Raw genomic sequence first — 23,907 nt, forward strand, 5'->3', positions numbered from 1 at the left:
CCCCACTGTCATAAATTGACCAACCGGTCAAAGTTTTCTAGCTTGGCCATCATCCTGTCATGGCAATGTCACCTGCCAGCGGCATGAGCATGCCCGGCCGTGCCGGTTCGCAAATTCGCCGGGCCATTCCGGCCGCGCGGGAGCCAATGCCCCCGAGCGATTTCAGTTCATCAGTGAATGCCCAAGGGAGACGATCAATGAATTTCCTGCCAAGACTGTCGCGACGCACATTCCTCGCCGGTTCGGCGAGTCTGGGGGCCATGGCCGCAATGCATCCTTTTGCCACCAGTGCCCAGGCCAATCAGGCCCATCTGCGCATCATGGAAACCACCGACCTGCATGTCGCCGTATTCGCTTATGATTATTATGCCGACGCCCCCAACGACACGATGGGCCTGGCGCGCACTGCCTCCATCATCGAAGCGATCCGCGCCGAAGCGGGCAATTCCATGCTGATCGACAATGGCGACATCATCCAGGGCAATCCGATGGGCGATTACATCGCCTATGAGAAAGGCCTCGACGGCAATGTGCACCCCATCATCGCCGCCATGAACACCCTGGGCTACGAAGCCGCCACCCTGGGCAATCACGAATTCAATTATGGCCTCGAATATCTCGACAAGGCCCTGGCCGGTGCCACCTTCCCCTTCGTTTCGGCCAATCTGGTCAAGGGTGATCTGACCGCCGATGCACTCAGCGACACCACCTATATCAAGCCCTATCTGATCGTGGAAAAAGAGCTGGTCGACGGCTCGGGCGCCACCAAGACCATCAAGGTCGGCCTGATCGGCTTCCTGCCGCCCCAGATCATGACCTGGGACGCCACCCATCTCACCGGCAAGATCAGCACCCGCGATATCGTCGAGACTGCCACCGCCTATGTCCCCAAGATGAAGCAAGAAGGCGCCGATATCATCATCGCGCTCTCCCATTCCGGCATCGCCGCCGGCCAGACCACCGGCGCGGAAAACGCCTCGCTGCAGCTCGCAGCCATCGAGGGCATCGATGTGGTCCTCACCGGCCATCAGCATCTGGTCTTTCCCGGCCCTGATTATGAAGGCGTCGACGGCGTCGACATCACCGCCGGCACTTTGGCCGGCAAGCCTGCCGTCATGGCCGGCTTCTGGGGCAGCCATATGGGCCTGATCGATCTGTTGCTCGAGCAGGACGCCGACGGCAAATGGACCATTGCTTCGCACACCTCCGAAGCCCGCCCGATTTCCGAGCGCGTCGAGGGCAAGGTCAACGCCCTGGTCGAAAACGAAGCCGAAGTGGCCGCAGCCGCCCAGGCCGACCACGACGAGACGCTCGAATATATCCGCCGCCCCGTCGGCGAAACCGCGGCGCCCCTCTATTCCTACTTTGCTCTCGTGGCTGATGATCCGTCCGTGCAGGTCGTGAGCCAGGCCCAGACCTGGTATATCGAGCAGATGATGAAGGGCACCGAATGGGAAAGCCTGCCGATCCTGTCGGCTGCCGCCCCCTTCAAGGCCGGCGGTCGTGGCGGTCCCGATTATTACACCGATGTTCCCGTTGGCCCCGTCGCCATCAAGAATGTGGCCGATCTCTACCTCTATCCCAACACCATCCAGGCCGTGGTCATCACCGGCGCCGATGTGAAGAACTGGCTCGAACGCTCCGCCGGCATCTTCAACCAGATCGAAGCCGGCTCCGCCGATGCCGAACTGATCAATCCCGATTTCCCGTCCTACAATTTCGACGTGATCGACGGCGTCACCTACAAGATCGATCTGACCCAGCCCTCCCGCTTCTCCTCCGACGGCAAGGCCGAGCCCAACCCGGACGCCAGCCGCATCGTCGATCTGATGTATGATGGCAAGCCGATCGACCCGGCCCAGAAGTTCGTCATCGCCACCAACAATTACCGCGCCGGCGGCGGCGGCACCTTCCCCGGCATCGGCCCCGATGTGATCGTGTTCAAGGGCCCCGATACCAATCGCGACATCATCGTCCGCTACATCGTGGAAAACGGCACTATCGACCCCAAGGCCGACAGCAATTGGTCGCTCGCCCCCATCCCCGGCACCAGCGTCCTCTTCGCCACCGGCCCCAAAGCCGCCAATTATGTCGATGACGTCACCGCCATCAAAATCGAAGCCACCGGCAACACCAATCCCGACGGCTTCGGCATCTACCGCATCACGCTGTAACCCGTCCACGATGCTGCGCCCTCCTCACAGGGGGGCGCAGGTCCCCAATCGACATTCAGGTTTTTCGATGAGTTGGGGGAGCTCCGGTCCGCTCCGGTCCGCCTCCCTCCCCCTTGAGGGGGAGGGATTGAGGGTGCTGCATTCTCCACCAATATCGAGCATCTGGAGGCCGCGACACCCCACCCTGCCCTCCCCACAAGGGGGAGGGTGACATCGAGTGCGCGGCACCACCTCGCCACACCCCTGGCCCGCCACCCCGACGCAAAACCGCGAAAGACCCCAATGCCCCAATTACGGATGACTGGACGAGGCCTTTGGATCACGGCGCTGCTGGTGCCGCCGCTGGCCTTTGTGGCGCTGTTCATCGTCTATCCGATCGTGGCGGCTTTCGCTTATGCCTTCTTTGACTGGAATGGCCTGTTGCGCGGCGAATTCAGCGGCCTTGCCAATTTCCACACCGTGCTGTTTGTCGAGCCCTATGCCAGCTGGACGCGCAACGCCTTCACCCACAATGTCATCGTGTTTTTCGCGCTGATGGTGCTGCAGAACGGGCTGGGCTTTATCCTCGCCTATGCGCTGTGGCGCGAATTGCCCGGCGCCCGCTTCCACCGCGTCGCCGTGTTCCTGCCCGTCGTGCTCTCCACCATCATTGTGGGCTATCTGTTCAAGCTATTCCTTCACCCGCTGTTCGGCGTGGTCAATATCAGCCTGCGCGGTATGGGTCTGGGCTTTATCGCCCAGCCCTGGCTGGGGCAGGATTCCACCGCGCTCTGGGCGCTGATCGTTGCCAATGCCTGGCATATGGTGGGCTTCCCCACCCTGGTATTCCTCGCCGGCATGCAGCGCATTCCCACCGAAATGCTCGACGCGGTCCGCATGGAAACCCAGAGCGAATGGGTCAAGATCACCAAGATCGTCTGGCCGCTGGTCGCCCCCAGCGCCACCATCGTTTTCACCCTGCTCTTTGTAGGCGCCTTCAACTGGTTCGAACTGCCCTATATCATGGCCGGGCTCGATGGCTCGCCCTATGGCTCGACCGACGTGCTGGGGCTCTATTTCTATCGCACCGCCTTCGGCAATGTCTCCTCCGGCCAGCAGGATTTTGGCCTCGGTAGCGCTTTGGCCGTGCTGATCTTTGTCTTCATCGCGGCCATTGCCAGCGTCATCACCGTCCGGTTGCGGGCCCGGGAGATCCAGATTTGAGTACCGCTGCCAGCACTATCAATTACGACCGCCGCGGCCTGCTCGGCACGCTGGGCCGCGATGGCCTGCTGCAGATTATCCTGATCGCCAATACGATCATCATGCTGATGCCCATCATCATCATGGTGTTCTCGGCCTTCAAAACCACGCCGCAGATTTTCCAGTCACCCTTCGGCATTCCCGATTTCGGCAATGTGGTGAACTTCGTCAAAATCTGGAACGAAACCAATTTCCTGCGCTACCTGCTCAATTCCTTCATCGTCACCGGCGCCTCCATGGCGCTGATCCTGACGCTGGGCACCATGGCCGCCTATGCCATTGCCCGCTACGAATTCTGGGGCGCCGGTTTCATCCTGATGTTCTTCCTCGCCGGGCTGACCTTGCCGCTCAAGCTGGCCATCATCCCGCTCTTCATGCTGATGCGCGATCTGGGCATTCTCAACAATCAGCTCAGCCTGATCTTCGTCTATACCGCCATGGGCCTGCCCACGACGGTGTTCATCCTCACCGGCTTCATCCGCACCCTGCCCAACGAACTCGAGGACGCCGCCCGCATGGATGGCGCCAGCGAAGCACGCATCATGTGGTCCATCATGCTGCCTCTGGTACGCCCCGCCATGGTCATTGCCGGCATTCAGAATGTCGTGCCGATCTGGAACGATTTCTTCTTCCCGCTGGTGTTCATCCAGCGCGACAACCTCAAGACCCTGCCGCAGGGCCTCACGACGTTCATGGGCGAATATACCACCGATTGGGGCGTGCTGTTCTCGGGCCTGACCCTGTCGGCGGCGCCGATCATCATCATCTATATCGTGCTGTCCAAGCAGTTCATTTCCGGCATGACTTCGGGCGCCGTCAAATGAGCCTCAAGCTGGTCAAGGGCTCGCTGATCGTTTCTTGCCAGGCGCGGGCCGACAATCCGCTCCATGGCCCTGTATTCATGGGTGCCATGGCGCTGGCCGCCCGCGATGGCGGCGCTCTGGGCATCCGTGCCAATGGCGTGGCCGACGTGGCGGCGGTCAAGGCGGCGGGCCTGCCGGTCATCGGCATCGACAAGGTGTTTTCGCCCGACGTGCCGGTCTATATCACCCCCTCCATTGCCGCTGCCGACGGGCTGGCCGCAGCGGGTGCCGACATTATCGCCTTCGATTGCACCCAGCGTCCCCGCAATGGCGACGCGCCGGCAGCGATCATCCGCCACATCCGCGATACTCTGGGCCTCGAAGCCTTTGCTGATATCTCGACGCTGGAAGAAGGCCTGCTCGCCGCCGAACTGGGCGCGACCTATATTTCGACCACCCTGTCGGGCTACACCGAATATACCCAGCCCAAGCCGGACCTGCCGGACTTTGCGCTCATCGAAGCCCTGGCCAGCAGTGTCAGTGTGCCCGTGGTCGCCGAAGGCCGCTTCAACACGCCCGAATTGGCACGCCGCGCGCTCGATGCCGGCGCCTATGCCGTGGTTGTGGGCACCATGATCACCAATCCGCGCGAAATCACCAGGGGTTTCGCCAAAGCCCTCGCGGCCGCCCAATGAGCTTTCTCGGTATCGATATCGGCGGCACTGCCTCGCGCTATGTGCTGGCCGACGCCGATGGCGCCGTGATCGCGCGCGGCTCCGCCGGCGGAGCTACCGGGCACATCTTCAATCCCGTCGAGCGCGACAAGCTGGTGGCGGTCCTCACCGCCATCAAGGCTGCTCTACCAGCCGGAACAAGCCTCTCCGCTGCCTGCCTGGGCATAACCGGGCTGGGCGAGAAAATCCGCGACGAAGCTGCCGCCCTGATCGGCGGCCATCTTTCGCTCCCACCCGCTTCCGTCCGCCTCACCGACGATATGGAACTGGCCTATCGCGCTGCTTTCGCGCCCGGCGCGGGCCACCTGATCTCCGCCGGTACCGGCTCCATCGGCCTGCACGTCATGGCCGATGGTCAGATCATCCGTGTCGGGGGCAGGGGGCTGCTGATTGATGATGGCGGCTCGGGCACCTGGATTGCCCTCACCGCGCTGGACCGGCTCTATCGACTAATCGATGAAACCGGTTCCACCGCCGGGGCCAAAATTCTCGCCGGCGAGCTCTTCACCGCCATTGGCGGCAGCGATTGGGACAGCACGCGCGCCTATATCTATGGCAGCGATCGCGGCCGCATCGGCTCCCTTGCTCAGGCCGTGGCCCGTGCCGCCACCCACGGCGACGCCCTCGCGCTCGACATTCTCACCCTGGCCGGTGCCGAACTCGCTCGCCTCGGTCACGCGCTGGTGCAGCGGGCCGGGCATCTGCCCATCGGCTATGTCGGCGGCATTATCGATCTGCATCCGCAAATCCGCCTCAGCCTCGCCACAGCCCTGCCCGGTGAAGTCCTGCTCTATCCGCGCCTCGACGCCGCTGCCTTCGCGGCACAATGGGCGCGCGGCTGAAAGCCATTGCCCAAGCCGCGCCCTTTGCCTAAACGTGGCGCCATCGCAATCGGGATTCCCGCACCATGACCGGCAAAGCCTATGTCGTCGATGAACTAATCTCCGCCAAGGCCATTGCCGCCCGCGTCGAAGGTCTCGCCCGCGAAATCTCCGCCCATTATGCCGATACCGACAAGCTCGTTGTCGTTGGCCTCTTGCGCGGCTCCTTCATCTTCATCGCCGATCTGGTGCGCGAACTGGACCTGCCGGTCGAGGTGGATTTCATGGAAGCCTCCTCCTATGGCAATTCGACTGAATCCAGCCGCGAAGTGCGCATCCTCAAGGACCTGCGCGGCGAGATCGAAGGCCGCGACGTGCTGGTGGTCGAGGACATTGTCGATACCGGCTACACCCTGCGCCACGTCCTCGATATCCTGGGCACCCGCCACCCCCGCCGCATCGAAGTCTGCGCCCTGCTCAACAAGCCTTCGCGCCGCGAAACTGACGTCAAAGCCCGCTGGGTCGGCTTCGACATCCCCGACCGCTTCGTCGTCGGCTATGGCATCGACTACGCCCAACGCAACCGCAACCTGCCCCATATCGGCGCGGTCCGGTTTACCGAGTAGGGCCTGGGAAGAGAGCCCCTATTTCTGCCACATCCCCCGCATCTGCGCGCCGATATCGATCCGTGCCGGGCCGGGTGACAGCCCCTCGATATGGGCCGGTTTCACCGCCGGCCACAACACGTCATCGAACAGCACGCTCATCGAGCGGGGAATGAACCGGCTGCGCTGCGCATAGATGTGGCGGTCGCCATATTGGCTTTGCTGGGTCACGTAGAAGCGTTGGGGCGTGATCACATGCAACTCGTCCCTGGCGCGGGTCATGGCCACGTAAAGCAGCCGCCGCTCCTCCTCCAGCTCATGGGTCGAGCCGGTGCCGAGGTCCGAGGGAATGCAGCCATCCACCACATTGAGCACATGCACGGATTTCCATTCCTGCCCCTTGGAGGAATGGATGGTGGACAGGATCAGGTAATCCTCATCCCGGCTGGGCACGCCCGACTGGTCCGACGTGGCGTCGGGCGGATCAAGCGTCAACTCGGTCAGAAACCGCTCGCGGCCGGGATAACCAGCGGCAATCTGCTCGAGCTGGATGATATCGGCCACCCGCACCTGGGCGTCCTCATAAATCTGCTCCATCAGGGGCTCGTACCAGAGCCGCGCATAGCCCAATTCGATGGGCCAGCTGGCCTCCCGCCGCGCCAACCGGCCGACCAGATCCACCAATCCCGCCCAGCCTTCCGCCGCCCGTAGCGGCACCGGTAGTTCCGCCAGAACCTTGACCGGCTGCGGCGACGCCGTCATCGCGTCCAGTACTTTGCCCGCCGAAGCCGGCCCGATCCCGGGCAGCAATTGCAGTACGCGGAACCCCGCCACCCGGTCGCACGGATTTTCCACCCAGCGCAAAATCGCCAGCAGGTCCTTGATATGGGCGGCATCCAGAAATTTGAGCCCGCCGAATTTGACGAAGGGAATATTGCGCCGCGTCAGCTCGATTTCGAGCGGGCCGGAATGGCTGGAGGTGCGGAACAATACCGCCTGCTGGATCAGTGCCGTGCCACCCTCGCGCGCCTCCAATATCTTGTGCACCACATAGCGCGCCTGGTCGGCCTCGTCCTTCACCGTCACCAATTGCGGCTTGGCGTCCGATTGCCGCTCGGTCCACAAATTCTTGGTGAAGCGCTCGCTGGCCAATTCGATCACCGCATTGGCCGCAGTCAGGATTGGCTGGGTCGAGCGATAATTGCGGTCCAGCGTCACGATATCGGCGGGCGGGGTAAAGGCCGTGGGAAAATCTAGAATATTGCGCACCGTTGCCGCGCGGAACGAATAGATCGATTGCGCGTCATCGCCTACCACGGTCAGCCCATGGCCTTGGGGCTTGAGCGCCAGCAGCACCGATGATTGCAGCCTGTTGGTGTCCTGATATTCATCGACCAGCACGTGATCGAACCGGCCGGAGACCTCGGCGGCAATCGCCGGCTCAGCCATCATTCCAGCCCAATAGAGCAGCAGATCGTCGTAATCGAGCACGTTCTGGCTCTGCTTGGCTTCGACATAGCCGGCAAACAATGTGCGCAATTGCTCGCCCCACATGGCACACCAGGGGAATACGGTTTTCAGGACCTCATCGAGTTCGCCCTGCGCATTGACCACGCGCGAATAGATGGAAAGGCACGTCCCCTTGGTCGGAAACCGGCTCTTGGCGTCGGACAGTCCCAACTCATGCCGCACCAGATTCATCAGATCTGCTGAGTCTTCGCGATCATGAATGGTGAAGGCCGGATCAAGCCCCAATTGGCTGGCATGCTCGCGCAACAACCGCGCGCCAATGCCGTGAAATGTCCCCGCCCAGGTCAAGGCATCGGTCAGCGCCCCTGAAGAGGTGCCCAGCACTTTGCCGGCAATCCGCTCCACCCGCTGGCTCATCTCTCCGGCCGCCCGGCGCGAAAATGTCATCAGCAGAATCCGCCGCGGATCGGCGCCGTTGACCACAAGATGGGCCACGCGATGGGCCAGCGTATTGGTCTTGCCCGATCCGGCCCCGGCAATCACCAGTAACGGGCCGGGATTGGCCTTTCCCACGCCATGCTCCACCGCTCGCCGCTGTTCGGCATTGAGGGCGTCGAGATAGGTGGCGGGTATTGTCGAATCGCGCAGAGCAAGCATGTCCGCACGATGCCATCTTTCCCCTTTTGTTCCAATCGTCGCAATCAGCCCAGCATCTGCCGCATCGAATTGGCGATCTCGGCATGATGGTAGGGCTTGGCGAAGAACATACTGCCATCGGGCAGGTCATCGGCCGCGATGGGCCGTTGCCCCGAGGTCACGATAATATGCACCGGCGGCCAGCGGTCGCGCACTGCGGCGGCGAGCTTGAGCCCGTCCATGCTGCCGGGCATGTCGATATCGGTAAAAATCAGCCGCACCCGCGCATCCTGCTCGAGAATGGCGATGGCTTCATCGGCATTGGCCGCCTCTTGCACCACAAAGCCTTCATCCCGCAAATGAGCGGCTATGCTCATGGCGACCAGGGGTTCGTCTTCGACGACCAATATCGTGACGTCCGCTGAGGTCATACCCCAGGCTCCCAAAAATGCGAGCCAACGCGTGACCTCGCATCAAAACAACGGGCATCTCAGCCTTTCGATCCCGCGCAACCCATCACAAACAGGGGATAAACCGCGATTTGATGGCCGCCGACCCGGCAAAAATGACGAGTTCCTATGCAGAATAGGGCTATTGCGCTTGTTTTAGGCACGGGGGTAACTAGCGCTGATGCCAAATTCCGCCCTCTCCATCCTGATCATCGACGAGAACCGCATCCGCGCCTCTATCATCGAGAGCGGCCTGCGCGAGGCCGGGCATGAGCGCGTCACCGTGATCCATGACGTCAACGAAGTCGCCCGCACCATCCAGGCATCGGCTCCCGACGTCATCGTCATCGATCTCGAAAATCCGCAGCGCGACACGCTTGAGCACTTCTTTTCGCTATCCCGCGCCATCCAGCGGCCCATCGCCATGTTCGTCGATCGCTCCGATGGCGCCATGATCGAAAAGGCCGTCGAGGCCGGGGTGTCTGCCTATGTGGTGGATGGCCTCAAGAAGGAGCGCGTCAAGCCTATCCTGGATATGGCCATTTCCCGCTTCAACGCTTTTTCCCGGCTGACGCGCGAGTTGGAACAGGCGCGCAGCGAGCTTGAGGATCGCAAGATCATCGATCAGGCCAAGGGTATCCTGATGAAAACGCGGGGCCTCAGCGAAGCCGACGCCTATAGCCTGCTCCGCTCCACCGCCATGAACCAGAACCGGCGCCTGGTCGATATCGCCCAAAGCCTTGTGACTGCCGCGAGCCTTTTGGGTCCATAGGAAAACGCCATGTCCACCACCCAGCTCACCGCCGGTTTCCTGCCTCTGCTCGACAGCGTTCTTCTGGTGCTGGCGCGGGAAAAAGGCTTTGCCGAGGAAGAGGGGCTGGACCTCGCCCTGTTTCGCGAAACCAGCTGGGCCAATATCCGCGACCGCGCGGCGCTGGGCCATTTCGACATTGCCCAGATGCTGGCTCCTATGCCGCTGGCCGCCAGTTTGGGGTTGACCCCGCTTGCCATGCCCATGATCGCGCCTGTCGTGCTGGGCCTGGGCAATAATGCCATCACCGTCAGCGACGCGTTGTGGCAGGCCATGGCGGGGCAGGGGGCTCCGGGCAATCTCGATCCGGCGCTGACCGGTGCGGCTTTGGCCAAAGTGGTCAAAGCCTCGCCGCGCAAGCTGCGTTTCGGCGTCGTCCACCAGACGTCCTCGCACAATTACGAGCTGCGCTATTGGCTGTCCGCCAGCGGCATCATGCCTGATCGCGATATCGAAATCGTCGTCCTGCCACCGCCTCTTTTGCCCGATGCCCTGGGCAGCGGCGGCATCGATGGCTATTGCGTGGGCGAGCCCTGGAACAGTATCGGGGTCGACACCAAGGGTGGCCATATCGCGACAGTCAAGGCGCTGATCTGGCAATCGAGTCCCGACAAGGTCCTGGGCATGCGCGCGACCTGGGCGGAAGAGCATCCCGATCTCGTCGCCGCCATTATCCGCGCCGTCTACCGCGCCGGTCTCTGGTGCGCCGATCCGGCCAATCACGATGAAGCCGCTGCCATCATGGCCGGTACGCCTTATCTCAACAGCAGTCCCGAAATCGTTGGGCGCGCCTTGACCGGCATGCTCGATATCGGTGCCGGCGTGTTGCAACAGGTGCCCGATTATTACGTCCCTCATGCCAGCGCGGCCAACTTCCCCTGGAAGAGCCATGCAATGTGGTATTATGCGCAAATGGTGCGCTGGGGCGAAGTCGCCGCCAGCCCTGGCAATGCCGATATTGCCGTCGCCTGTTTCCGTCCCGATCTCTATCGCGCCGCGCTCGCGCCGCTGGGGGCGGCCCTGCCACTGGACGATTTCAAGACCGATGGCACCCATGCTCAGCCCTATGACACTCCCGCCGAAAACGGCCCGCTGCTCATGGGCGCCGACCGTTTCTTCGATGGCGGGGTGTTCGACCCCGCGGCGCTGGATGACTACATTGCCAGCCAGTCGATTGTGAGATGACTCTATTTTAAGCACTGTATAATATTGGTGTTTTTTTAGGCGAAATGGCGTCATTTTGATCCATTCCGGCCCGCTGGGCGTATTGCGAGCTAAGCGCGCTAAAATCCCAATCCTCTGAGTTCACACAATAAAGTGCCAGGAATTCGACTTGGCACGCTTCCTGCAATGTCTGCAGCGAAGGGGCGTTCGCGCTCCCAGAAAATGGCGTCCAATGACGGGCGTCCCAGGCAAAGCTGCCAACAGGTTCGTGTCCGGTCCCCCTCCGACCGATACGTCGCCCGTTGGCAGCTTTTTTGTTTTCTTTGCAGCTGGAGAACTCGATGACGCTAACGACCACTCGCCGCAGCTTTCTCAGGGGCGCCACGGCCACCGCCGCCACCCTGCTCGCGGCCAAGGCCCTGTTCCCCTCGGGGGCCTTTGCGCAGGGCCCTGGCCCCGAAGTCACCTCGGCCAAGCTGGGCTTCATCGCCCTGACCGATGCGGCCCCGTTGATCATCGCGCTCGAAAAGGGACTGTTCGCCAAGCATGGCGTGCCCGATGTTCAGGTGCAGAAGCAGGCGTCATGGGGCGCCACCCGCGACAATCTCGTGCTGGGCGGCGCGGCCAATGGCATCGATGGCGCCCATATTCTCACGCCCATGCCCTACCTGATGAGCCTGGGCACGGTGACCAACAATATCCCGCTGCCGATGTCGATCATTGCCCGCCTCAACTACGACAGCCAGGGCATCTCGGTGGCGCAGGAATACAAGGATATCGGCGCCGGTCTCGACAGCGCCCCGCTCAAGGCAGTCTTTGCCGGGCGGAAGGCAGCAGGCAAGGAAGTCAATGTCGCCATGACGTTCCCCGGCGGCACGCATGATCTGTGGCTCCGCTACTGGCTGGCTGCCGGCGGTATCGACCCCAATAGCGAAGTGTCCGTCATCACCGTGCCGCCGCCCCAGATGGTCGCCAACATGAAAGTGGGCACCATGGACGCCTTCTGCGTCGGCGAGCCCTGGAACGAGCAATTGGTCAATCAGGGCATCGGCTTCACCGCTACCACGACTGGCGAGCTTTGGCACCGCCACCCCGAAAAGGCACTCGCCCTGCGCACCGATTTCATCGAGGCCAGTCCCATGGCCACCCAGGCGATCCTCATGGCGGCCATGGAAGCGCAGATGTGGTGCGATGCCGTTGAGAACAAGGAAGAAATGGCCAATATCCTGGGCAAGCGCGCCTGGTTCAACGTGCCGCCAACCGATGTTGCCGGCCGCCTCAAGGGCGACATCAACTATGGCAATGGGCGTGTGGAGACTGCGACCGGCCTCGAAATGAAGTTCTGGAAGGACCATGTGTCCTATCCTTTCAAGAGCCATGACGCCTGGTTCCTGGCCGAGAACATCCGCTGGGGTTATCTGCCCGGCACCACCGACATCACCGCCGCCGTCGACATGGTCAATCGGGAGGATGTCTGGCGCTCTGCCGCCGCCGCCCTGGGCATCGCCGCCGCCGACATTCCCGAAGGCACCTCGCGCGGTGTCGAAACTTTCTTCGATGGCAAGGTCTTCGACCCGGCCAATCCATCAGCCTATCTCGACAGCCTCGCCATCAAGGCAATGGCCTGACCATGTTTGGTGTCGCCACTCATCGAGAGCCCCACTCTCACCTCCCCCTGTGGGGCGAGGGGATGATGGAGCCAGCAATACGGCTCCACAACAGCCCTGCCCAGTAAAGGACCCGACCCCATGTCCGCTAATGTCCAGCGCCTCGCCCCCGCCACCATGCCTGACGCCAAGGCCGCAGCCGAGGTTTTCGCCCTGCCCACGCCCGCTACCCGCCCCGGCTCCTGGTCCAAGACCCTTGCCAGCATCGCCGCCAATGTCGTGCCGCCGCTGGTGGTCGTTGCATTGATCCTGGTCATCTGGCAAATCCTCTGCGCCACCCCCGGCGCCTCGCTGCCCGCACCCAGCCAGGTCTGGGCCGAAGCAGGCGAACTCATCGTCAGCCCCTTCTTCGATTACGGTCAGGGCGATATCGGGCTGGGCCTGCGCGTGCTGATCTCGCTGCAGCGCGTCGCCATCGGCTTCGGCATTGCCGCTTTGGTCGGCGTCACCGTGGGCGCCGTGATCGGCCAATCGATCTGGGCCATGCGCGGGCTCGACCCCATCTTCCAGATACTGCGCACGGTGCCACCTTTGGCCTGGCTGCCGCTCTCGCTCGCTGCCTTTATGGATTCGGCTCCCTCGGCCATCTTCGTGATTTTCATCACCTCGGTGTGGCCGGTGATCATCAACACCGCCGTAGGCGTGCGCAATATTCCCCAGGACTACCGCAACGTGGCGCGCATCCTCCAGCTCAACCAGGTCGAGTTCTTCTTCAAGATCATGATCCCGGCCGCCGCCCCCTACATTTTTACCGGCTTGCGCATCGGGGTGGGCCTCAGCTGGCTCGCCATCGTCGCCGCCGAAATGCTGACCGGCGGCGTCGGCATCGGTTTCTTCATCTGGGATGCGTGGAACAGCTCGCGCCTCTCCGACATCATCGTAGCGCTGGTCTATATCGGGGTCGTCGGGTTCATCCTCGACCGGCTGGTAGCGGCCGTCGGCGCCTTCGTCACCCGCGGCACCACCGCGAACTGAGGAGTCTTTTCATGACCTATCTCCGCATCGAAAACGTCGACAAGCAATTCGACCGCGCCGGCCAGCGCTCCGAAGTCCTCAAGGATGTCAGCCTCGACATCGCCCGGGGCGAGGTGATCTCGATCATCGGCCATTCCGGCTGCGGCAAGTCCACTCTGCTCAATCTTATTGCGGGCCTCACCGAAGTCTCCTCCGGCGGCATCCAGCTCGAGGGCCGTGAGGTCAATGGCCCCGGTCCCGAGCGCGCCGTAGTGTTCCAGAACCATTCCCTGCTGCCCTGGCTGACAGTCTACGAAAACGTCAACCTGGCCGTCGCCAAGGTTTTCGGCAAGACCAAGACCGGCAGCGAACGCCATGACTGGATCATGCAGAACCTCGATCTGGTGCAGATGAGCCACGCCAAGGACAAGCGCCCCACCGAGATTTCCGGTGGCATGAAACAGCGCGTCGGCATTGCCCGGGCATTGGCCATGCAGCCCAAGATCCTGCTGCTGGACGAGCCCTTCGGCGCGCTGGACGCCCTGACCCGCGCCCATCTGCAGGATGCGGTCATGGACATCCAGAAGCGCCTGGGTTCCACAATGATCATGATCACCCATGACGTGGATGAGGCCGTGCTGCTCTCCGATCGCATCGTCATGATGACCAATGGCCCCTCCGCACGCATCGGTGAAGTCCTCCCCGTGCCGCTGGAACGTCCGCGCAACCGCATCGAGCTGGCCGGCGACCGCACCTATCTCAAGTGCCGCGAAGCGGTGCTCAAATTTCTCTACGAGCGCCACCGCTTTGTCGAAGCCGCCTAGAACTGCCTAAGAAGTAGCCTTGCCCATGTTTTGGGCATATTGATGCCCAATTGAGCCGCCCGTTCTTCCCGCAGCGTTTGCAATCGACTCGGGCGCCGCCCCCAATGCCTTGTAGTCAAACGGTAAATTCAGGCGAACCGCACTTGGCACGCTTCGTGCAATGTTGACGGCGAAGAGGCGCCTCCCGAGGTCGCTCTCATAATCGATGTCCAATGACGGGCATCACCCCCAGGCAAAGCTGCCAACTGTTCTTCGCGCGGTCCCCAACCGACTGCGCCGAACCGTTGGCGGCTTTTTTGTTTTCGAGCGTGCAGACGGAGCTATTCCAATGACCAAGGACCAGGCGGGCGGACGCCCTGCACTCATTGCCGAACCCACCCGCGCTTTGAGCGTGTCGACCATCGCGTTCACGGTGTGCTTTGCCGTATGGACCATCTTTTCCATCATCGGCGTGTCGCTCAAGGACCAGCTCGGACTGTCCGAAACCCAGTTCGGCCTCTTGGTCGGCACCCCGGTACTCACCGGCTCGCTGGTGCGTGTCGTGCTCGGCATCTGGACCGACCGCAAGGGCGGGCGTTTGGTCTATACGCTGACCATGCTGGCGGCGGCGCTCGCGACCTTCCTGCTCGCCTTCGCCCAGACTTACGAGCAATTGCTGCTGGCCGCGCTCGGCGTGGGTCTCGCCGGAGGCTCGTTTGCGGTGGGCGTTGCCTATGTCTCGCGCTTCTATCCGGCCGAAAAGCAGGGCACGGCTCTCGGCATTTTCGGTGTCGGCAATGTCGGCGCCGCGGTCACCAAGTTCACTGCGCCATTCGTCATGCTGGCCTGGGGCTGGCAGTCGGTGGCGCTAATCTGGGCTGCGGCCCTCTTGGTAATGGCTGCGATATTCTGGTTCACCACCAAGGATGATCCGGTGACGATCCGCCGCCGCACCGAGGCCTACACGCCCAAGAGCCTGCTCAGCGAGTTCGAGCCGTTACGCAATTCCCGGGTGTGGCGCTTCGCCCTCTACTACTTCTTCGCGTTCGGCGCTTTCGTTGCGCTGACCCTGTGGCTGCCGCGCTACCTCATCGGCGTCTATGGCTTCGATATCGCCACCGCCGGCATGGTCGCGGCCGCATATTCCATTCCCGCCAGCATCTTCCGCGCCTATGGCGGCACGCTTAGCGACAAGGTGGGTGCCCGCGTCATCATGTACTGGACCTTTGGCGTGTCGTTGCTGGCGACGTTCATCCTGTCGCTGCCCGCCGGCGATTTCGTGGTGCAGGGTATCAATGGACCTGTCGCCTTCCACTTCGCCATCAGCCCCTGGGCCTTCATCGCGCTCGTGTTCGTGCTCGGCTTCTTCATGAGCCTGGGCAAGGCTGCCGTGTTCAAGCACATCCCGGCCTATTACCCGCAGAATGTGGGCGCCGTAGGCGGGCTGGTCGGCATGATCGGCGGCCTGGGCGGATTTGTCCTGCCGCTCTTGTTCGGCGTCCTCAACGATCTCACCGGCATCTGGTCGAGCTGCTTCATGGCTCTGTTCGTCCTGGTCGCCATTTCCCTCATTTGGATGCACACGGCCATCCGGCGCATGGAGCGCCGGCAAACCGTGACGCAGCCGGCCTGAGCCTCATGCAAGGAGTCCCCCTCATGCAAAAACTGCTCACCGTTGGTGCGGGCATGGCGTCACGCCGCGCCCCGGAGCACCGCTTCGTCCAATCCGCCTGAAAGGAGCCATCATGACCGAAAAACTCGTTATCATCGGCAATGGCATGGCCCCCGGCCGGGCTCTCGAAAAGCTCTTCGAGACCGATCCGGGCCGTTACAGCGTCACCATTTTCAACGCCGAACCGCGCGTCAATTACGACCGCATCATGCTCTCGCCGGTCCTGTCGGGTGAAAAGTCCTTCGAGGACATCATCATCCATGGCGATGCCTGGTACATCGAGCACGAGATCATGCTCTACAAGGGGCACAAGGTCGTCGAAATCGATCGCGAGAACCGCATCGTGCGCTCCGAACAGGGCGCAATGGCGGAATATGACAAGCTGATCATCGCCACCGGCTCGGTGCCCTTCATCATCCCCGTGCCCGGCCACAAGCTGGCTGGTGTGCTGAGCTATCGCGATCTTGACGACGTGCATGCCATGATGCTGGCCGCCAAGGCGCGTGGCCATGCCGTGGTCATCGGCGGGGGCCTGCTCGGGCTCGAGGCCGCTGCGGGCCTGATCAATCAGGGCATGAGCGTCACCGTGCTGCACATCGCCCCCACGCTGATGGAGCGCCAGCTCGATCCGGCCGCCGGCTATCTGCTGCAAAAGGAACTGGAGCGTCGCGGTATAGAGGTCATCACCAAGGCCAATACCAAGGAAATCACCGGCACCGACCGCGTCGAAGCCGTGCATCTGGATGATGGCACAATCATCAAGGCCGATATCGTGGTCATGGCCGTCGGTATCCGCCCCAATTCGGGCCTGGGCAAGGAAGCCGGTCTCGCGGTCAATCGCGGCATCGTCGTCAACGACCAGATGCAGACCTCCGACCCGGCCATTTACGCGCTGGGCGAATGTGCCGAAGTCGGCGGCATGTGCTATGGCCTCGTCGCTCCGCTCTACCAGCAGGCCAATATCGTGGCAGCGCATCTGGGCGGCGATCACGGCGCAGCCTTCGTGCCGCAACATACCGCCACCCGCCTCAAGGTCACCGGTATCGATCTCTACTCCGCCGGCGATTTCGGCGAGGGTGAGGACCGCGAGGAAATCGTGCTGCGCGACGCCAATGCCGGCGTCTACAAGCGCCTGATCCTCAAGGACGACAAGATTATCGGCGCCGTGCTCTATGGCGAAACCGCTGACGGTCCCTGGTTCTTCGACATGCTCAAGAACAAGACCGACACGCGCGAAATGCGTGACACATTGATCTTTGGCCAGGCCTATCAAGGAGGGTCCCCCCTGGACCCTATGGCGGCCGTTGCAGCATTGCCGGATGAGGCAGAGATTTGCGGCTGCAACGGCGTATGCAAAGGCAAAATCACCGGCGCCATCACGGCCAAGGGCCTGACCACGCTCGATGGCGTGCGCGCCCACACCAAGGCTTCGGCCTCCTGCGGCTCCTGCACCGGGTTGGTCGAACAGCTCCTGCACGCCACTCTGGGCGATGCCTATAATCCTGCCGCCGTGCAGCCCATGTGCCCCTGCACCGAATATGGCCATGACGACGTGCGTCGCCTGATCATCGCCAAGGGTCTGAAATCCATTCCCGCCGTGATGCAGGAACTGGAATGGAAAACCTCCTGCGGCTGCGCCAAGTGCCGCCCGGCGCTCAATTACTATCTCGTGGCCGATTGGCCGGGTGAATATGAGGATGATGGCCAATCCCGCTTCATCAATGAGCGCGTCCACGCCAATATCCAGAAGGACGGCACCTATTCCGTCGTCCCCCGCATGTGGGGCGGCATGACCAATCCCAAGGAATTGCGTGCCATTGCCGACGTGGCCGACAAGTTCCAGATTCCCGCCGTCAAGGTCACCGGCGGCCAGCGCATCGATCTGCTCGGCGTCAAGAAGGAAGACCTGCCCGGCGTCTGGGCTGATCTGAACGCCGCCGGCATGGTCTCGGGCGCTGCCTATGCGAAGGGCCTGCGCACCGTCAAAACCTGCGTCGGCTCCGACTGGTGCCGCTTCGGTACCCAGGATTCCACGGGTCTGGGTATTCGGCTGGAGAAGTTCATGTGGGGCGCCTGGACCCCGGCCAAGGTCAAGCTCGCCGTCTCCGGCTGCCCGCGCAATTGCGCCGAAGCCACCTGCAAGGATATCGGTGTGGTCTGCGTCGACTCTGGGTACGACATCCACTTTGCCGGCGCTGCGGGTCTCGACATCAAGCCCACCGAATTGCTCTGCCATGCCGATACCGAGGACGAAGCCCTCGAGATCATCGTCGCGCTGACTCAGCTCTATCGCGAACAGGCCCGCTATCTCGAGCGCATCTATAAATGGGCCAAGCGTGTCGGCACGCCGTCCATCCTGGCCAATGTGGTCACCGACCGCGACAAGCGCCGCGCCTATTACGAGCGCTTCGTCTATGCGCAGACTTTTGCGCAGATCGATCCCTGGGAAGAACGCGTCAACGGCAAGGACGCCCACGAATTCGCCGCCATGGCCGAATTCGGCATGCCGGTAGCAGCGGAGTAATCGATATGACCGACTGGATTGAAATCGGCGATATCAACGCCATCCCCCGCCGCGGCGCTCGCTGTGTCAACACGCCAAGCGGCAAGATCGCGGTGTTCCGCACCCAGGAAGACCAGGTCTTCGCTATCGAAAACCGTTGCCCTCATAAGCACGGTCCGTTGAGCGAAGGCATTGTCCACGGCGCCTCGGTCACCTGCCCCCTGCACAATTGGGTCTTCGACCTCGCCACTGGCCAGGCCCAGGGCGCCGATGAAGGCTCGGTGCGCACCTATCCCATCGACGTCATCGACGGCCGCATCTTCATGGCCGCCGAAGCTGCCTTGGTGGCGGCGGAGTAGGGCAGGGATGACCACTACCCGCACCACCTGCCCCTATTGCGGCGTCGGCTGCGGTGTGCTGGCCACCCCGCAGTCCGACGGTTCTGTCACCATTGCCGGCGACCCCGACCATCCGGCCAATTTCGGCCGCCTCTGCTCCAAGGGCTCGGCGCTGGGCGAAACCCTCTCGCTCGACGGCCGCCTGCTGCACCCCGAAATCAACGGCGCCCGCGCTACTTGGGATCAGGCGCTGGATCTCGTCGCCACCACATTCCAGGCCACCATCGCAGAACACGGCCCCAATTCCGTCGCCATCTATGGCTCGGGCCAGCTCCTCACCGAGGATTATTACGTCGCCAACAAGCTGATGAAAGGCTTCATCGGCTCAGCCAATATCGACACCAATTCGCGCCTCTGCATGGCCTCCTCCGTCGCCGGCCACAAGCGCGCCTTCGGCTCCGATACCGTCCCCGGCAATTACGAAGATCTCGAACTGGCCGACCTCATCGTGCTGGTTGGCAGCAATCTGGGCTGGTGCCACCCAGTACTCTACCAGCGCATCGTCGCCGCCAAGGCCGCTCGCCCCGATATGCGTGTCGTGTTGATCGACCCTCGCCGCACCGTCACCGCCGACATTGCTGACCTGCACCTGCCCGTCCAATCGGATGGCGATAGTGCGCTGTTCGTTGGCCTATTGGCCCATCTCGCCCGCAACGGCATCACGGCGCCCGATTTCGTGGCCGATCACACCTCCGGCGCCGAAGCCGCGCTGCTGGTGGCCGAGGATTGGCCCATCGCCCGCGTCGCTGCCGCCACGGGCCTGTCCGAACACGCTGTCACCCTGTTCTACGACTGGTTTGCCCGCACCGAGAAAGCCGTCACCGTCTATTCCCAGGGCGTCAATCAATCGGCCTCGGGCAGTGACAAGGTCAATGCCATCATCAATTGCCACCTGCTGACCGGCCGCATCGGCCGGCCGGGCATGGGCCCGTTCTCGGTTACCGGCCAACCCAATGCCATGGGCGGCCGCGAAGTCGGCGGGCTGGCCAATATGCTCGCCGCCCATATGGATTTCACCCCCGAGGCGATCGAACGGGTAGGGCGCTTCTGGGGCAGCGACAATGTCGCCCAAAGCCCCGGCCTCAAGGCCGTCGATCTCTTCGCCGCCATGGCGCGCGGCGAGATCAAGGCCGTCTGGATCATGGCGACCAACCCGGTCGATTCCATGCCCGAGGCCGATGCCGTCTGCGCTGCGCTGGCCGCCTGCCCCTTTGTCGTTGTCTCCGATATGTCCGCCCGCACCGATACCGGTGTGATTGCCCATGTCCGCCTGCCCGCTGCGGGCTGGGGCGAAAAGAACGGCACTGTCACCAATTCGGAACGGCGCATCTCGCGCCAGCGACCTTTCCTCGCGCTGCCTGGCGAGGCCCGCCCCGATTGGTGGATCGTCAGCCAGGTCGCCCAGCGCATGGGTTTTGGCGCGGCCTTCGCCTACAAGAACCCTGCCGAAATCTTCGCCGAACACACCGCCCTCTCGGCCTTCGAAAACGACGGCGCCCGCGACTTCGATCTCACCGGCCTGCTCGGCGCCGATTATGACAGCCTCGCTCCAACCCAATGGCCCATCCGCAACAAGCCCAGCGCCCGCATGTTCGGCACCGGCGCCTTCTATACGCCCGACGGCAAAGCCCGTTTCGTGCCCGTGCTGCCGCCCCCGCCCTTCGCCCCGGCGCCGGGCAGCTTCATCCTCAATACCGGCCGCGTGCGCGATCATTGGCATACCATGACCCGCACCGGTAAAGCCGCACGCCTCTCCGCGCATTATGCCGAGCCCTTCGTTGAAATCCATCCCCAGGACGCCGAGGCGCTGAACATCCGCCGTGCCACCCTGGTCCGGCTCAGCAATACTCATGGCACGGCCGTCGTCCGCGCCCTGGTCACCGATAGGCAGCGGCGCGGCCATGTCTTCGTGCCCATGCATTGGACCGATCAATTCGCCTCCCATGGCCGCATCGATGCTCTGGTCACCGCCAAGGTCGATCCGGTCTCCGCCCAGCCCGCTCTCAAAATGGCACTCGTCCACGCCGAGCCCGTCGCCGTGCGCCTCTATGGCTTTTTCGTCGCCACCCAGCGCCCCGCGCTCGACAGCGCGGACTATTGGGCCATAGCCGAAGCCCCTGGCGGCATGCGGGGCGAGCTGGCCTGGTTCGAGGAACCGGCCGACTGGGAAGCCTGGCTCCGCATCGCTTTCGGCCTGCCGGAAACTATCCGCGTGCTCTCCGCGCTCGACACCCGCTCGGGCCGTCGCAGCTTTGCTGTCATGGATGCCGGCAAGCTGATCGCCGCGCTCTATACCGCGCCCGATCCGGTCCTCGTCTCCCGCCAATGGGCCGTGGGCCTGCTCACCGCGGACAAGCTGGATGGTTCTGCCGTCCTCGCCGGCCGCCCCGGCGCCGATATGCCAGACAGCGGCGCCATCGTCTGCTCATGCTTTTCCGTGGGTATCAACACCATCGTCGCCGCCGTTACGGGGCAGGGCTGCACCACGGTGGAAGCCGTCGGCGCCTGCACCAGGGCCGGCACCAATTGCGGTTCCTGCCGCGCCGAAATCAGGGGGATCATCGATGCACATCGTCTCGCCGCCGCCGAGTAAGTCGCGCCCCGACCGCATGGCCCCGCTCGCCGTGCTGCCGGTGTTTTTCAGCCTTGAAGGCAAGCGGGTGATCGCCATTGGCGGCTCCGAGCCCGCCACCTGGAAGATCGAATTGCTGGCTGCCGCCGGTGCCCATGTGCAGGTGCTGGCACCGATCGACGAATGGTGCGACGAGTTGATCATATTGGCCGAAACCGGCGCCTCGGCGGGCACGATCAGCCTGGTCGATTGCTATTGGGCGCCTTCCGATCTCTCCGGCGCGGCGCTGGCCGTAGCCGATATCGAAGATGACGCGGAAGCGCTCGCCTTCACCGAAGCCGCCCGCGACGCCAGCGTGCCCTATAATGTCATCGACCGGCCCGAATATTGCCAGTTCCAGTTCGGCTCCATCGTCAATCGCTCGCCCGTCGTGGTCAGCATTTCAACGGCCGGCGCGGCCCCCATTCTGGGCCAGGCCGTGCGCCGCCGCATCGAGACATTGCTGCCGCAAACGCTCACAGCCTGGGCGAGACTGGCGCAGGACATTCGCGGCAAGGTCATGGCTGCGCTCGAACCCGGCCCGCAGCGCCGCGCGTTCTGGGAGCGCCTGGCCGACCGCGCCTTTGGTGATGCTGCGCCCACGCAAATGGATAGCGATATCGCCGCGATCAGCGCCGCCCCTGCCACCGGTCGTGTCACCCTGGTCGGCGCGGGCCCAGGCGATGCGGACCTTCTCACCATCAAGGCCGTTCGTGCCCTGCAATCCGCCGATGTCATCCTGTTCGATGATCTGGTCTCGGCCGAAGTCCTCGAACTGGCCCGCCGCGAGGCCAAGCGCATGCTGGTCGGCAAGCGCGCCGCCCGCACCAGCTGCCGCCAGGAAGACATCAATGCCATGATGCTGACCCTGGCCCGCCAGGGCAAACATGTGGTCCGGCTAAAGTCCGGCGATCCAATGATTTTCGGCCGTGCCGGCGAAGAAATCGAGATGCTCGAACGCCACGGCATCGCTGTTTCCGTGGTCCCCGGTGTCACCGCCGCTCTGGCGCTCGCCAGCCGCCTCGGCGTCTCGCTGACCCATCGTGATCACGCCCAATCCGTCCGCTTCGTCACCGGCCATTCGCGCCAGGGCGTGCTGCCCGACACCCTCAATTGGCAGGCCCTGTCCGACCCCGCCACCACCAGCGTCTATTACATGTCCCGCCGCACCCTGCCGGCCATCGTGGCGCAATTGCAGGGGCAGGGCATGTCCATGGCGACCCCCGCCATCATCGCCGGCAATGTCGGCCGCGCTGACGAGCAAATCTGGCGCGGCACAATCGGCCAAGCCGTTGCCGCCGTGAGCGATTTCCCGCTCAGCGCCCCGACCATTTTCGCCGTCGGCGACGCGCTACACCGCGCGGCGCTTGGAGCTGTTGCGGGCAACGACCCGCGGGGTGACGACGAAATGCTCGGCTTCCGCCCGCCCGCGAATGCGCTCGATTACCAGGCGGGCTGACTGCAGCCCCAGCAATTCCCCGGACTGATCCACGCTGGTCAGCCCGTTCTGCGCGAAGTCGCAATACATCGTATTGTCATAGCCCACGATCGCCAGGTCCTGGGGAATGCGCAGGCCCAGTTCGGTCGCCACGCTGATGACTTCAAGCGCGATGAAATCGGTCCAGCAGAATAGCGCATCGGGCTTGCTCGGTCCCTCCAGCAGCCGCCGCGCCGCGATCTGCACTTCGCGCAGCGTCTGCGGCGCGCGGATGATGTTGATATTCTCCCCCAATCCGTTCTCGATCATTTCGCGGCGATAGCCCAGCTCCCGTTCGGACAGAATGGTCGAGGTGGTGGACGCCAGACTCAGCATGGCGATGTTGCGAAAACCATTGGCCAGCAAGTGCTTGACCACGAGGCGCGCGCCCAACTGATCGTCATTGTTGACCGTATCGAACAATTGGCTGGTCTCGGCATGGTGCCCGATCGTCACCAGAGGCTTTTGCTTGGCGATAATGCCCAGCCGATCCATATATTCGGTGGTGCCGATCATGATGATGCCGTCCATCTGCCGGTCGATCATCGCCTCGACCAGCGCCTCCTCCGCTGGTCCCTGCGAATGGCTGGTCCCCATCATCAGCTGATATTGCGTGCGCTCCAGTGCCGAATTCACCCCGGCCAGAATGTCGGCAAAGAACGGATTGCGGATATCGGGCAGCACCAGGCCCAGCGTATAGGTCTGCCCCCGCATGCCGCGCGCTGAGGCCAGCGGCCGGTAGTTCAGCTTGTTCATCGAGGCGCGCACCTTGTTGCGCAGCGACTCGCTGACCCCATAGGCCTCCCGCAATACCTTGGAAACGGCCGCGACCGAGACGCCGGCATCTTCGGCCACCTCCCGGATTGTCACGCGGTCATTCTTCTTTCCCGGTTTTGCTTCAGCCATTCAAACG

Annotated in this window: 19 protein-coding genes; 16 read left to right on the top strand and 3 right to left on the bottom strand. The window is 63.0% G+C overall.

Going from position 1 to position 23,907, the window contains the following annotated elements; translation table 11 throughout:
* Positions 1-197: 197 nt before the first annotated feature.
* The 6 genes from FF80_RS09810 to hpt all read left to right on the top strand — a co-directional run bounded on the left by FF80_RS09810 (position 198) and on the right by hpt (position 6,400).
* Positions 198-2,174, top strand: coding sequence for a bifunctional 2',3'-cyclic-nucleotide 2'-phosphodiesterase/3'-nucleotidase (locus FF80_RS09810; protein WP_035099833.1), 1,977 nt, complete (start codon positions 198-200; stop codon positions 2,172-2,174).
* Positions 2,175-2,456: 282 nt separating this feature from the next.
* On the top strand, positions 2,457-3,377 hold the full coding sequence (locus FF80_RS09815) for a sugar ABC transporter permease (RefSeq protein WP_035099835.1): 921 nt from the start codon (positions 2,457-2,459) through the stop codon (positions 3,375-3,377).
* Positions 3,374-4,240 carry a carbohydrate ABC transporter permease gene (locus FF80_RS09820; protein WP_035099837.1) on the top strand — a complete coding sequence of 289 codons (867 nt, stop codon included), beginning with the start codon at positions 3,374-3,376 and terminating at the stop codon, positions 4,238-4,240. Before FF80_RS09815 ends, FF80_RS09820 begins: the two co-directional genes overlap by 4 nt.
* Positions 4,237-4,914 (top strand): N-acetylmannosamine-6-phosphate 2-epimerase, encoded by a 678-nt coding sequence (locus FF80_RS09825; protein WP_035099839.1) that lies wholly within the window; start codon positions 4,237-4,239, stop codon positions 4,912-4,914. The genes FF80_RS09820 and FF80_RS09825 overlap by 4 nt, the downstream gene beginning before the upstream one ends.
* Positions 4,911-5,795 (top strand): BadF/BadG/BcrA/BcrD ATPase family protein, encoded by an 885-nt coding sequence (locus FF80_RS09830; protein ID WP_035099841.1) that lies wholly within the window; start codon positions 4,911-4,913, stop codon positions 5,793-5,795. Before FF80_RS09825 ends, FF80_RS09830 begins: the two co-directional genes overlap by 4 nt.
* A gap of 65 nt (positions 5,796-5,860) precedes the next feature.
* Positions 5,861-6,400, top strand: coding sequence for a hypoxanthine phosphoribosyltransferase (hpt, locus tag FF80_RS09835; RefSeq protein ID WP_035099843.1), 540 nt, complete (start codon positions 5,861-5,863; stop codon positions 6,398-6,400).
* A gap of 18 nt (positions 6,401-6,418) precedes the next feature.
* On the opposite strand, the gene FF80_RS09840 is transcribed toward hpt, so the two are convergent.
* Complete coding sequence (locus FF80_RS09840) at positions 6,419-8,506, bottom strand: ATP-dependent helicase (RefSeq protein ID WP_244445747.1); 2,088 nt, start codon at positions 8,504-8,506, stop codon at positions 6,419-6,421.
* A gap of 44 nt (positions 8,507-8,550) precedes the next feature.
* A complete protein-coding gene (locus FF80_RS09845; protein ID WP_035099846.1) occupies positions 8,551-8,916 on the bottom strand; it encodes a response regulator in 366 nt (121 codons plus the stop codon).
* 199 nt (positions 8,917-9,115) lie between these two features.
* On the opposite strand from FF80_RS09845, the gene FF80_RS09850 reads away from it, so the two are divergent.
* The 10 genes from FF80_RS09850 to cysG all read left to right on the top strand — a co-directional run bounded on the left by FF80_RS09850 (position 9,116) and on the right by cysG (position 22,976).
* On the top strand, positions 9,116-9,706 hold the full coding sequence (locus FF80_RS09850) for an ANTAR domain-containing response regulator (RefSeq protein WP_035099848.1): 591 nt from the start codon (positions 9,116-9,118) through the stop codon (positions 9,704-9,706).
* A 9-nt stretch (positions 9,707-9,715) separates the two neighbouring features.
* Positions 9,716-10,930 carry a CmpA/NrtA family ABC transporter substrate-binding protein gene (locus FF80_RS09855; RefSeq protein ID WP_035099849.1) on the top strand — a complete coding sequence of 405 codons (1,215 nt, stop codon included), beginning with the start codon at positions 9,716-9,718 and terminating at the stop codon, positions 10,928-10,930.
* Positions 10,931-11,250: 320 nt separating this feature from the next.
* A complete protein-coding gene (locus FF80_RS09860; RefSeq protein WP_035099851.1) occupies positions 11,251-12,537 on the top strand; it encodes a CmpA/NrtA family ABC transporter substrate-binding protein in 1,287 nt (428 codons plus the stop codon).
* A 120-nt stretch (positions 12,538-12,657) separates the two neighbouring features.
* The gene (gene ntrB / locus FF80_RS09865; RefSeq protein WP_035099852.1) at positions 12,658-13,551 is read left to right on the top strand and encodes a nitrate ABC transporter permease; all 894 of its coding nucleotides are present in this window, start codon (positions 12,658-12,660) and stop codon (positions 13,549-13,551) included.
* Between the two features lie 11 nt (positions 13,552-13,562).
* Entirely contained in the window at positions 13,563-14,354 is a 792-nt protein-coding gene (locus FF80_RS09870; RefSeq protein ID WP_035099853.1) for an ABC transporter ATP-binding protein, read from the top strand.
* Positions 14,355-14,682: 328 nt separating this feature from the next.
* Positions 14,683-15,966: a nitrate/nitrite transporter gene (locus tag FF80_RS09875; RefSeq protein WP_035099854.1), complete on the top strand. Its 1,284-nt coding sequence runs from the start codon at positions 14,683-14,685 to the stop codon at positions 15,964-15,966.
* A gap of 112 nt (positions 15,967-16,078) precedes the next feature.
* Positions 16,079-18,529, top strand: a complete 2,451-nt coding sequence (gene nirB / locus FF80_RS09880; RefSeq protein ID WP_035099855.1) for a nitrite reductase large subunit NirB — start codon at positions 16,079-16,081, stop codon at positions 18,527-18,529.
* 5 nt (positions 18,530-18,534) lie between these two features.
* Positions 18,535-18,867, top strand: coding sequence for a nitrite reductase small subunit NirD (nirD, locus tag FF80_RS09885; protein WP_152558334.1), 333 nt, complete (start codon positions 18,535-18,537; stop codon positions 18,865-18,867).
* A gap of 7 nt (positions 18,868-18,874) precedes the next feature.
* Positions 18,875-21,499, top strand: a complete 2,625-nt coding sequence (locus FF80_RS09890; RefSeq protein WP_035099857.1) for a nitrate reductase — start codon at positions 18,875-18,877, stop codon at positions 21,497-21,499.
* Positions 21,471-22,976, top strand: a complete 1,506-nt coding sequence (gene cysG / locus FF80_RS09895; protein ID WP_081917359.1) for a siroheme synthase CysG — start codon at positions 21,471-21,473, stop codon at positions 22,974-22,976. The genes FF80_RS09890 and cysG overlap by 29 nt, the downstream gene beginning before the upstream one ends.
* On the opposite strand, the gene FF80_RS09900 is transcribed toward cysG, so the two are convergent.
* The gene (locus tag FF80_RS09900) at positions 22,869-23,900 is read right to left on the bottom strand and encodes a LacI family DNA-binding transcriptional regulator (protein WP_035099858.1); all 1,032 of its coding nucleotides are present in this window, start codon (positions 23,898-23,900) and stop codon (positions 22,869-22,871) included. The two genes, cysG and FF80_RS09900, sit on opposite strands and share 108 nt — an antisense overlap.
* Positions 23,901-23,907 lie beyond the last annotated feature (7 nt).

It is taken from the genome of Devosia sp. LC5, assembly GCF_000735585.1.
Lineage (GTDB): Bacteria > Pseudomonadota > Alphaproteobacteria > Rhizobiales > Devosiaceae > Devosia.